The organism is Gordonia sp. UBA7599 (assembly GCA_002477755.1).
Classification (GTDB): Bacteria; Actinomycetota; Actinomycetes; order Mycobacteriales; family Mycobacteriaceae; genus Gordonia.
Genome location: DLKD01000038.1, coordinates 68,688 through 78,401, shown reverse-complemented (window position 1 = coordinate 78,401; position 9,714 = coordinate 68,688). Strand labels below are relative to the sequence as shown.

The window sequence follows — 9,714 nt, the reverse complement described above, 5'->3', positions numbered from 1 at the left end:
GTGGTGCGCGGCTTCTCGAAGTACACGCGCATCACGATCTTGAGGCGGTCGGAGTACTCCCGCGCCAGCGGCGCCAGGCGACGCGCGTAGTCGATCGCGGCGACCGGGTCGTGGATCGAACACGGCCCGACGACGACGAGTAGACGGTCGTCGGCGCCGGTGAGGATCGCGGCGATCTCCTCGCGGTCGCGCGACACCGCGACGGCGCGGCGCGCGGTCAACGGCAGTTCGCTGCGCAGCGCGTCCGGCGTCGGAATGGGGCGGAAGGCCCGGATACGACGATCAGAAGTCGTTTGCGCAGTCAGGTCGGTGATGTCTGGGGTGGTGGTCACGGTATTGGCCTCTCGCGTTGGTACCCGTACGGGCCCCGCGTACAGAGCCCTGACAAACAAGAGAGCAGCGACCTGGTGGTCACTGCTCGGGGCTCCGGATGTGGAATGTGCGCGCGAAACTACCGCTTCACCGCAGGCTCACCCGGAGCCTCGGTAAAGAAGCGCCAATAGGCGCGCACGGTGGTGTTCACGTCGGAGACAGTACCACTGCGTCACCACCTCGGAGAATCTGATTCTCAGATACAATCGGTCACATGAGGACGATCAGCGCGACGGAGGCGTCGCGAGGCTTCTCCGACCTGCTCGACGCAGTCGAGGCGGGTGAGACAGTGGTGGTGACCCGCGGCAACAGGCGGATCGCCGAGATCCGCCCTGCCGCGCGCCGCACGGGCCGCGACCTCGCCGCCGCCTTGGCAGGCACGTCGCCACCCGACGATGGCTTCGCCGACGACGTCGCCTCAGCAGTCGGGATGCTCACGGTCGACGAGGCGGACCCGTGGACCGACGAGTAATCCTCGACACCAACCTCCTCATTGCCTACGAGCGCAACGAGTTCGACCGAACGATTCTCGACGACGCCGACGTGGCGATCTCCGCCATCACCGTCGCCGAGTACCGCACCGCCATCGAGCTAGCCGGCAGCACCGAGCAGGCTCAGGCACGCACCCGCGCACTGACGGCGATCGTCGGTGCCGTTGAAGTTCTCGACTACTCGACGTCGACGGCGATCCACCATGCACGGCTGATCGCCCACGTCCGACAACAAGGTCGACCACGAGGGGCCCACGATCTCATCATCGCCAGTCATGCCGCAGAGACCGGTCGCACGCTGTTGAGCCGGGACGTCGCAGCGCGATTCAGCGACCTCCCCGGGGTCAGCGCCAACTCGGTCTGACCGCGCTGCGTATCGCTTCGGAATCAGCCAAGGGCAGTGAGCACGTGGTCCCCCGGCAGACCAGGACGGTTTCGGGCGGCTGGTCAGCGGAGAACCCGGACTCTACTGCCGACGTGACCACCGCATAACCCGGTGCCGCCTCGCGCGCCAGGGCCAACATGTCCGCCGACGACGCGGTGACGTGCATAGGACCGGCCAGCCAGGCCTCGGTCACCGCGAGCCAATGACCCGCGGCACGCGGCGCGCGGGCAAGCAAGATCGCGGCTCGCCCCACGGTCTGCGCGGCAAGGTCGTTATAGCGCCCGGCGGTGTCCGGGTCGGCGAGCATCGACGCCATGACCAGCGCCTCGCCCATCAGCGCCGCGCCCGACGGGGTTGCGCCGTCGGCCGGGTCGCGCGGTCGCACGATCAACCCGCCGTCGGCTGGCGCATCGAACCACGAACCCTGCGCCTCCGCGTCGGCGAAGGTTTCGATTGCGCGGTCGAGGAGGTCGAGGGCCGCGGTGCGCCACCGCTGTTCACCCGTCGCGCAATACAGCGACAGCAATGCGACGACGAGGGCGGCATGGTCGTCGAGCATGGCGACGGGTTCGCCGACCGCACCGTCGAGCGACGCACGGCGCAGCTGACCGTCGACGATGTGGCGGTCGAGTAGTTCGCCGGCGCACCACGCGGCCCGCTGCACCCACTCGGTGCGGTGCAGCCCGATGCCCGCCTCCGCGAGCGCGGTGATCGCGAGCGCATTCCACACCGTCACGACCTTGTCGTCGCGCGCGGGTTGCGGACGCCGGTCGCGGGCGGTGCGCAACGCTTCGACGATCCGCTCGTGCCGCTCGACGTCGTCGGGCGGTGCCACGATCCGCAGCGTTGATGCCCCTTCCTCGAAGGTCCCAGCGTCAGTCACACCGAAAGTCCTTACGGCCCAACGGCCGTCATCCTCGCCGAGCACCTCGACGAGTTGGGCGGGGGTCCACGCGTAGGTCGCGCCTTCCACGCCGTCGGTGTCGGCGTCGAGTGAGGATGCGAACCCGTAGGGCGTACCCAGCACCTCGTCGAGGAAGGCGACAGTCTGCTCACACACGCGGCGCGCCAACTCCCGCACCGGGCCGTCGCGGGGCGCGAGTTGCGCGTACGCACGGAGCAGCAGGGCGTTGTCGTAAAGCATCTTCTCGAAGTGCGGCACCACCCACGCCTCGTCGACGGCATAGCGGGCGAAACCACCGGCCAACTGGTCGTAGATCCCGCCGCGGGCCATTGCGATCGCCGTCCGCTCGACGACCGCGCGGGCCTCCGGCGATCCGACGCGCTCGTCGTGGCGTAGGAGAGCCAACATCGTCGCCGACGGCGGGAACTTCGGAGCGCGTCCCAAGCCGCCGTTTATCGGGTCCTCGTCGGCGATCAAGGCGGTGGTTGCCGAGCGGGCCAGATCATCGTCGACGGGTATTCCCGCGTCCGGCAGCCCCGCCGCGGTCTGGGCGAGGTGGGCACGCGCCTGCTCGGCAATCTGGTCGACCTCGCCTCGGCTCTGTTCCCAGGTCTGTGTGATGGCGGCGAGCAGTTCGCCGAACCCTGGCTGCCCCCCGCGGCGCGCAGGCGGGAAGTAGGTGCCGCAGTAGAACGGCTCACCGTCGGGGGTGAGGAAGCACGTCATCGGCCAGCCGCCCTGACCGGTCATCGCGACCGTCGCGGCCATGTAGACCGAGTCAATGTCAGGGCGTTCCTCGCGGTCGACTTTGATGCACACGAACCCGGCGTTCATCTGCGCAGCGAGCGCCGGGTTCTCGAACGTCTCGTGCGCCATCACATGACACCAGTGACACGCCGCATACCCAATGCTGAGCAGCACCGGGACGTCGCGACTGGCCGCTTGCGCGAACGCCTCGTCGCCCCACTCCCACCAGTCGACGGGGTTGCCCGCGTGTTGGCGCAGGTAGGGGCTGGTCGCCGAGGCTAGCCGGTTCGTCATTCTCGATCGCTCCTGCCCTGAACTTCCAGCTTGGTGTGCGTCCCGAAATTCTATCGTTCAGAGTCCCGAAATACTAGTTTACAAGTCTCCCGAACTGTATCGTCACAGCATGCCTGTCCCGCCAGTCGCCCCGAGTGGCTATCGTCGGCGTGTCATTGACGAGGAGCTCGACGAACTGATGCCCGGGCTCTCGGCAATCAGCGTGGAGGGCCCGAAGGGCGTCGGAAAGACAGCAACCGCTCTGACCCGGGCGGCGACGGTGTACCGGCTCGACGATGATGGACAGCGGCAGATAGTTGAGGCCGCACCCCATCGATTGACACGAGGAACCGAGCCCATCCTCATCGACGAATGGCAACGTGTGCCTTCCAGTTGGGATGTGGTCAGACGAGCCGTCGACGAGGATCCACGACCCGCACGCTTCCTGCTAACCGGTTCTGCATCCCCATCTGGCCCGCCGACGCATAGCGGCGCGGGGCGGATCGTTCCTATCAGGATGCGTCCGTTGACGTTGTCCGAGCGCGGATATGCCCCATCGGTGCACCTGAGCGACCTTCTCGGAGGAGGTCGACCCAACGTCGAGGGACACACATCCGTCGGATTGGATGAGTACGTTGACGAGATCGTCTCCGGCGGTTTCCCCGGCATGCGCGGACTGACCCACCGGCAATTGCGATCACAATTGGACGGCTACCTCACTCGTGTCATCGACAGGGAGTTCGCCGAGCAAGGCATGACGATTCGCCGCCCGGACACCCTTCGCGCGTGGATGCGGGCGTATGCCGCCGCAACTGCCACCACCGCCAGTTTCGAGACGATCCGCGACGCCGCTACCCCCGGCGTCGGCAACAAACCGGCGTTGACCACGACACTTCCCTGGCGTGACATCCTCACACGGCTATGGCTGCTCGATCCCGTCGCTGCGTGGCTTCCAACCAACAACAGGCTCACCGAACTCGCCTCAAGCGACAAACACCACTTTGCCGACCCCGCACTTGCGGCCCGGCTTCTCAACGTCACTGCAACCGGTCTGACCTCGGGAGCGCAGATCACGCCGTCAATTCAGCGCAGCGGAGTATTCCTCGGCGCGCTCTTCGAGAGCCTCCTGGCACTCAACCTGCGCGTATATGCCCAAGCGGCAGAAGCGCAGGTACGACACTTGCGAACCCAACGCGGCGAGCACGAAGTCGACTTCATCGTCATCGGACCCGATGACGGCATCGTCGCCATCGAAGCGAAACTCTCGGCAACCGTTGTCGATAGCGACGTCAAGCATCTACGTTGGTTGCGCGACCGGATCGGTGACCGGCTACTCGACGCCGTCGTCGTGACCACCGGGACGCAGGCGTACCGCCGCGCCGACGGTATCGCCGTTGTTCCCGCGGCGTTGCTCGGTCCCTAGCAGTGGCCTGCCACGGGTCGGGCCGTGCTTCTCCCGGTCCATCTCGCTAAGCGGGGGTTGACGTTCGTCATACAGCTCGACGCCCCATCAGTACTTTGGCGACCACGCCGCGCCCTACCCTCCGTGCTTGGTGAGATAGCGCGCCGAGATCGACTTCCAGACCGGACGGTTGCCGAGACCCGCGAGCGGAGTCCCGACGACGTGGGTCCAGACGACGCCCTCTGCGCCGCACGACGGCGAGATCAGCGACTTGATCGTCTCGACCTGTGCGATCGCCTCGTCCCGCGTCACCGGGAGCTCGAATCCGTAGACCGGCGCACGCAGCGTGTCGGCCCACGCCGGCCAGTCAGTCGTCGGGATTCGTACAGTTGTCGCGATCGACGGCTCAGCGGCGTCGAAAGTCCCATACCCGAAAGCCACGACGCGAAGCGCATCGAGCTTGAGCGCGTTGGCCTGCACACCTGGACCGACGACTTCGGCCTGCACCCACTCACCGACCCCGACGCTCTCATCCAGTCTGCTGGTCGCGATTGCATCCCAGTAGACGTTGGCCGTGGCCGGGTCGAGTTCCCAGTTGCGGCCGGCGACGTGCAGGATGCCGTCGACAGTGCGCCACGCAGTCAGCGACGTGCCGTCCACCTTCTCCGTGGGGAGCCAGGAATCCGCGTCGGCCTGGATCGCCGACCACGTCTCGTCGTCGAGGTTCTGCACGCGCTCGGCGTCGGTCTTCTGTAGATGCGACGGGAATGGGCCCAGGACCGCCATCCCCGGCGGCAGCGGCGGTTCCCACTTCGCGACGCCAAGAGCAGCGTCGAAACCGGTCTCGTCGTCGACGCCGCTGAGCTCGGGGAAGTCGGTGAGTGAGAACACGATCCCCTGGCTGTACACGCCACGCAGGCGCGCGGTCTTCAACACGTGGACGTCGCGGCCCGCGAGGGTCTTTGTGCCGCGCGCGGCGAGAAACGCGAATCGCGGGTCATCGATCGGGAGTGCCGCGTCGACCTCGATGTAGACCACTGGATCACCGGGCGCGAACTCGCCCTTTTTGACGACAACGGTCCATCCGCGCACTCGAGCCACCTCGATGGAGTCGGCGCCTGGAATGGGTTCGATCGCCACAATCGACTCGATCGTGACGAGCCGTCGGGCATCGTTGGATGTTGGCGTGGTCATGGTGATCCCCTGGTTCTGCTGCCGACCCAGGGTGGTCGCCCAATGGTGCGCCGGTCAATCGATTTGTTGACCGCAGCATGACTCACGGGTCTGACATCGGCCGTCGCGCGCCCTCGGTGTCACCGAATCGGCTTAAGCTGACCGTCGTGAATCTGCTGTTGTTGTCGTGGGGCGCCGGCGCGCTTCCCAGATTCCTCGCCGAGCACACGGGGAAGGCTCCCGCTGAGATCCGGCTCGGCTATCTCAACGACGCGATGCTTCCCTACGAGGACGCCGAGTTCACCGAGATCGACCGCTACCGGTTGATCGACTTCGGGTACGCGCCGGAGACGATCACCGCGCGCGACATACCGTCGGCCACCGCCTTTGCCGAGATCCTCGACGGTCTGGACGCGCTGTACGTCTGCGGCGGCGAGACGTTCGTGCTGCTCGACAACCTGCGCCGCGACGGCCTCGCCGACGTGCTCGTCGAGAAGGTCCGCGCCGGACTCCCCTACATCGGCCTGTCCGCAGGGGCAGTGATCGCCGGGGCCAGCATCGAACCCGTCTCCACGATGGACGATCCCGCAACCGCACCGGATCTGACCGACTACCGGGGCCTGGAGTTCGTGGACACCTCGATCATCCCGCACGCCGACGGACGCATCGAGCTCTTCCCGCCGGAGCTGATCGCCGAGACCGTGCGGATCTATGCCCCGCGATTCGACCTGACCCTGCTGCACGACGATCAGGCGCTGCTGGTGAACGACGACGCGACCGTCCTCGTCGAATCCCGCTGAACGTCGAATCCCCCACAGCGGGAGATTGCCCGGTCAAGTGCCGGGCGAGTCCTCCGCGGCGTCGGTCTCCGAAGCACCCGGAGCGGTCCCATCGTCGGGAATGCTGACGCGGTCGGTGCCCTCGTCGAAGGCCTGGTCGGCCTCGGGGTGGTCGGTGTCGAAGCTCTGTGGGAGCTTCTTGAGCTGCGTGTTCATCGAGCGGATCAGAAGAGCCGTGCCAGCGAGCAGCAGCAAGATCACCAACAGGCCGATCGGCGAGGCTTTGCCGAACTCCGGCCCCTTTGTGTCGGTGTCGGGGGCGGCGAGCAGCATCGTGGCGTGGGTCGCGACGATCATCATCGTCGGGCTCATCATTCCTCGATCCCAGTGAACAAGTCGGTCTCAGGGATCGACGTCGTCACCCGCGTCTTCGCCAACTCGAACTCCTCGGTCGGCCACAAACGTTGCTGCCACTCCAAGGGTACTGCGAAAAAAACACCATTCGGATCTATCTGTGTCGCGTGTGCCCGCAAGGCGTCGTCGCGCTGCGGGAAATAGTCGCCGCAGGTGATCTGTGTGGTGACGCGTCCCATCAGATCGCCACGCGAGGGATCCCACTTCTCCAGCCACTCCTTGAAGGGGCTTTCCTGTCCGTGCTTCTCGAACTCGTCGGAGACCAGGACCATCCGGTCGCGGATGAAGCCGTGCGTGTAGTACAGCTTGTCGACGGTCCACGGCTCGCCCGTGCCGGGAAAAGCGTCCGGGTCACCGGCCTGGTCGAATGCGGCAACAGACACCTCGTGGCAGCGGATGTGGTCGGGATGTGGGTACCCGCCGTGCTCGTCGTAGGTGATCATCACGTGCGGCCGGAAGTCGCGGACGACGCGAACAAGTGCCTCGGTGGCCTCCTCCAGCGGAACGGTGGCGAACGAGCCTTCCGGGAGCGGCGGCAGCGGATCGCCCTCCGGCAGGCCGGAGTCGACGAAACCCAGCCACGTCTGTTCGACGCCGAGAGCCTTGGCGGCGGCCGCCATCTCGTCGCGCCGGACCTGCTCGATGTTCTCCAGGATTCCGGGTCGGTCCATCGCGGGGTTGAGGATGTCGCCGCGCTCCCCACCGGTCAGGGTGACGATGAGAACGTCATGCCCCTCGGCGGCGTATCGCGCGGTCGTCGCGGCACCCTTACTGGACTCGTCGTCGGGGTGGGCGTGCACTGCCATCAATCTGGCCATGGGTTCATGGTAGGTATTGAGCCGTGAACGCATCCGACGGGGGCGGCTACGGGCCGAGCGCAACGTACCCGACGCAGCGATCGACATCGTCACGGCGCCGCTGGTATCTCGCGCTGACCGGGCTGGCAGTCGCGCTGGGCGTGGTGGTGGCGATCATCGGCTTCCAGAAGTTCGGCAGCCCCGACGTCGAGGGCGAAGCCACCGGATACTTCATCACCGCACCCAACACCGTCGACGTCCAGTTCACCGTCAGCCGCGCCGACCCGACCCGACCGGTGGCCTGTGTCATCCGGGCCCGCGGGATCGACGGCAACGAGATCGGCCGACGGGAAGTGCTGGTCCCCGCCGGCAACGCACCCCGCGTCGGAGTCCGGTCGACCCTGCAAACATCGGGACAGGCGGTGACCGGCGAGGTGTTCGGATGCGGCCCGACGGTACCGCCGTACCTGACCAGTCTGGACAAATCGTGACCACGCCGAACCGGGCGCACTTCGCGTCGACGGGCAGCCGCTACTTCCCGCTGCTCGTCGGCTTGTTCGTCGGCGTCATGCTCATCAGCAACGTCACGGCGTCGCGTCCCGCGGTGTTCTTCGAGTCGTGGTTGGACTTCGACCTCGGTCCGCTGCACGTCAACGGACTGCCCACCGACGGGGCGTTCTTCCTCTTCCCGCTGGCCTATGTACTCGGCGACGTCATCAGCGAGGTGTACGGCTTCCGCGCGATGCGACGGGTGATCGCACTGGGCTTCGTCATCATGCTGATCGCGTCGGGGAGCATGTGGGTCGCTGATCACCTGCCGCGGACGGACCCGGCGACCGACCCCGCAATCCACGATCTGCAGGACGCTTTCGGCACCGTGGCCGGGGTGGTCCCGCAGATCCTGATCGCCGGTCTGGCCGGCTACGTGGTGGGCGAATTCTTCAACTCCTACGTCCTGGTGAAGATGAAGGAGCGTTCCGGGGAACACCGGCTCTGGGCGCGGCTCCTCGGTTCGACGGTGGTCGGCGAGGCCGCCGATACCGTCGTCTTCTGCGCGATCGCCGCCCCGGCGCTGGGTTTCACGACGTTCTCGTCGTTCTTCTCCTACACCGTCGTCGGATTCGTCTGGAAGGTGCTCGTGGAGATCGCCGTCATGCCGGTCACCTACGCGGTGTGCGGTTGGATCAAGCGGCGCGAGCCGACCTACGGCACCGAAGCGGCCTCGGCAACGAACCGATAACGGTTGTGCCGTGCAACACATCGACTGGTAGGCTGATAGGAGCAGCACGGCCCCGGAACTGTTGGGGCCGTGTTCAGTTGCATTTAGGACGAGTCCACCCGCTCACGCCCAGATCGGTGCGCGAACGGGATCCGGACCAGACGAAGGAGTACCCATGACCGACACCACCTGGCTGACGCAGGAGTCGCACGACCGCCTCAAGGGCGAGTTGGACTCGTTGATCGCCAACCGTCCGGTCATCGCCGCCGAGATCAACGAGCGCCGCGAAGAAGGCGACCTCAAGGAGAACGGTGGCTACCACGCCGCCCGCGAAGAACAGGGCCAGCAGGAAGCGCGCATCCGCCAGCTGCAGGAACTGCTGAACAACGCCAAGGTCGGCGAGGCGCCGACGCAATCGGGTGTGGCCCTGCCCGGCTCGGTCGTGACCGTGTACTACGACGGCGACGAGTCCGACACCGAGACGTTCCTGATCGCGACCCGCGAGGACAGCGGCAACGAGTCGCTGGAGATCTACTCGCCGAGTTCGCCGCTGGGCGCCGCCCTGATCAATGCCAAGGTCGGCGACACCCGCGAGTACTCGGTGCCGTCGGGCAAGCAGGTCAAGGTCACGCTGGTCGCTGCTGAGCCGTACCACGGCTGAGCCTGCCGGTTCACCTCAGGCCTGTAGTCCCATTTCTCCGCGGCATACGTCCTGTCACGACCGCGTCATTGGCGATCCCTCCTCCCGGAAAACATTC

At 66.4% G+C, this 9,714-nt stretch carries 11 protein-coding genes and 1 pseudogene; 7 read left to right on the top strand and 5 right to left on the bottom strand.

From position 1 onward, the window contains the following. A pseudogene (locus B4L26_RS05300) lies at positions 1 to 332 on the bottom strand (3-deoxy-7-phosphoheptulonate synthase); the annotation flags it as partial. A gap of 254 nt (positions 333 to 586) precedes the next feature. Between B4L26_RS05300 and B4L26_RS05295 the strand changes: the two are divergent. Together B4L26_RS05295 and B4L26_RS05290 are read left to right on the top strand one after the other, a co-directional pair. Further along, positions 587 to 844, top strand: coding sequence for a type II toxin-antitoxin system Phd/YefM family antitoxin (locus B4L26_RS05295; RefSeq protein ID WP_290716689.1), 258 nt, complete (start codon positions 587 to 589; stop codon positions 842 to 844). Beyond that, the gene (locus tag B4L26_RS05290; protein ID WP_290716686.1) at positions 829 to 1,227 is read left to right on the top strand and encodes a type II toxin-antitoxin system VapC family toxin; all 399 of its coding nucleotides are present in this window, start codon (positions 829 to 831) and stop codon (positions 1,225 to 1,227) included. Before B4L26_RS05295 ends, B4L26_RS05290 begins: the two co-directional genes overlap by 16 nt. Here the strand turns inward: B4L26_RS05290 and B4L26_RS05285 are convergent. Continuing rightward, a complete protein-coding gene (locus tag B4L26_RS05285; protein WP_290716683.1) occupies positions 1,208 to 3,193 on the bottom strand; it encodes a thioredoxin domain-containing protein in 1,986 nt (661 codons plus the stop codon). The genes B4L26_RS05290 and B4L26_RS05285 overlap by 20 nt on opposite strands. A 109-nt stretch (positions 3,194 to 3,302) precedes the next feature. On the opposite strand from B4L26_RS05285, the gene B4L26_RS05280 reads away from it, so the two are divergent. Next, the gene (locus B4L26_RS05280; protein ID WP_299490324.1) at positions 3,303 to 4,595 is read left to right on the top strand and encodes an ATP-binding protein; all 1,293 of its coding nucleotides are present in this window, start codon (positions 3,303 to 3,305) and stop codon (positions 4,593 to 4,595) included. A gap of 114 nt (positions 4,596 to 4,709) precedes the next feature. Here B4L26_RS05280 and B4L26_RS05275 read toward each other — a convergent pair whose 3' ends face one another. Continuing rightward, positions 4,710 to 5,768 (bottom strand): RNA ligase (ATP), encoded by a 1,059-nt coding sequence (locus tag B4L26_RS05275; protein WP_290716681.1) that lies wholly within the window; start codon positions 5,766 to 5,768, stop codon positions 4,710 to 4,712. A gap of 146 nt (positions 5,769 to 5,914) precedes the next feature. On the opposite strand from B4L26_RS05275, the gene B4L26_RS05270 reads away from it, so the two are divergent. Beyond that, the gene (locus tag B4L26_RS05270) at positions 5,915 to 6,547 is read left to right on the top strand and encodes a Type 1 glutamine amidotransferase-like domain-containing protein (protein WP_290716679.1); all 633 of its coding nucleotides are present in this window, start codon (positions 5,915 to 5,917) and stop codon (positions 6,545 to 6,547) included. 33 nt (positions 6,548 to 6,580) lie between these two features. Here the strand turns inward: B4L26_RS05270 and B4L26_RS05265 are convergent, their stop codons facing one another. Then, the gene (locus B4L26_RS05265; protein WP_290716678.1) at positions 6,581 to 6,901 is read right to left on the bottom strand and encodes a hypothetical protein; all 321 of its coding nucleotides are present in this window, start codon (positions 6,899 to 6,901) and stop codon (positions 6,581 to 6,583) included. After that, positions 6,898 to 7,758: a mycothiol conjugate amidase Mca gene (gene mca / locus B4L26_RS05260; RefSeq protein WP_290716676.1), complete on the bottom strand. Its 861-nt coding sequence runs from the start codon at positions 7,756 to 7,758 to the stop codon at positions 6,898 to 6,900. Before mca ends, B4L26_RS05265 begins: the two co-directional genes overlap by 4 nt. Before the next feature lie 23 nt (positions 7,759 to 7,781). Here mca and B4L26_RS05255 point away from each other — a divergent pair, with 23 nt between their 5' ends. The 3 genes from B4L26_RS05255 to greA all read left to right on the top strand — a co-directional run bounded on the left by B4L26_RS05255 (position 7,782) and on the right by greA (position 9,617). Then, complete coding sequence (locus B4L26_RS05255) at positions 7,782 to 8,228, top strand: DUF4307 domain-containing protein (RefSeq protein ID WP_290716674.1); 447 nt, start codon at positions 7,782 to 7,784, stop codon at positions 8,226 to 8,228. Beyond that, on the top strand, positions 8,180 to 8,977 hold the full coding sequence (locus tag B4L26_RS05250) for a queuosine precursor transporter (RefSeq protein ID WP_409563484.1): 798 nt from the start codon (positions 8,180 to 8,182) through the stop codon (positions 8,975 to 8,977). The genes B4L26_RS05255 and B4L26_RS05250 overlap by 49 nt, the downstream gene beginning before the upstream one ends. 154 nt (positions 8,978 to 9,131) lie before the next feature. Further along, positions 9,132 to 9,617, top strand: coding sequence for a transcription elongation factor GreA (gene greA / locus B4L26_RS05245; protein WP_290716670.1), 486 nt, complete (start codon positions 9,132 to 9,134; stop codon positions 9,615 to 9,617). Positions 9,618 to 9,714 lie beyond the last annotated feature (97 nt).

Coding starts and splice junctions, on each gene's coding strand:
- B4L26_RS05295 (WP_290716689.1), top strand. CDS start 587: ATGAGGACGATCAGCGCGACGGAGGCGTCGCGAGGCTTCTCCGACCTG.
- B4L26_RS05285 (WP_290716683.1), bottom strand. CDS start 3,193: ATGACGAACCGGCTAGCCTCGGCGACCAGCCCCTACCTGCGCCAACAC.
- B4L26_RS05280 (WP_299490324.1), top strand. CDS start 3,303: ATGCCTGTCCCGCCAGTCGCCCCGAGTGGCTATCGTCGGCGTGTCATT.
- B4L26_RS05275 (WP_290716681.1), bottom strand. CDS start 5,768: ATGACCACGCCAACATCCAACGATGCCCGACGGCTCGTCACGATCGAG.
- B4L26_RS05265 (WP_290716678.1), bottom strand. CDS start 6,901: ATGATGAGCCCGACGATGATGATCGTCGCGACCCACGCCACGATGCTG.
- mca (WP_290716676.1), bottom strand. CDS start 7,758: ATGGCCAGATTGATGGCAGTGCACGCCCACCCCGACGACGAGTCCAGT.
- B4L26_RS05250 (WP_409563484.1), top strand. CDS start 8,180: ATGCGGCCCGACGGTACCGCCGTACCTGACCAGTCTGGACAAATCGTG.
- greA (WP_290716670.1), top strand. CDS start 9,132: ATGACCGACACCACCTGGCTGACGCAGGAGTCGCACGACCGCCTCAAG.